1 protein-coding gene is annotated in these 340 nt (G+C 75.0%); it reads left to right on the plus strand.

Annotated elements, in window-relative coordinates:
* Positions 1 to 340 (plus strand): periplasmic heavy metal sensor (locus A3764_RS19375; protein WP_150122313.1); only part of this gene is annotated, 340 nt, incomplete at both ends.

Here is a 340-nt window from a genome sequence, read left to right on the forward strand (position 1 = left end):
GGATGCGCGGCGCGCCCCCCGGTCTGGGCAGCTATGCGCTCCCTTATGTGCAGGCGCTGCCGGTGCAGGACCGCCGCGCCCTGCATGACGCCCTGCGCGAAGGCGAGGCGGGGCGCCGCCAGTCCCGCGCCGCGCGGCGTGCGGCCTATGCCGATGTGCTTTCCGCCCTGCGGGCCGAGCCGTTCGATGCCGATGTGCTGCGGGCCGCGCTGGCCCGGCAGCGCGACACGGTGATGACGGTGCAGGACCGCGCGCAGACGCTCTGGCTTGACCGGGTGCGGATGATGGACGCCCCGGCACGCGCCGCTTTCGCCGACCGGATCGAAGAGGCGCTGAGCGC

It is taken from the genome of Sulfitobacter sp. HI0129 (genome assembly GCF_001635395.1).
Taxonomy (GTDB): domain Bacteria; phylum Pseudomonadota; class Alphaproteobacteria; order Rhodobacterales; family Rhodobacteraceae; genus Sulfitobacter.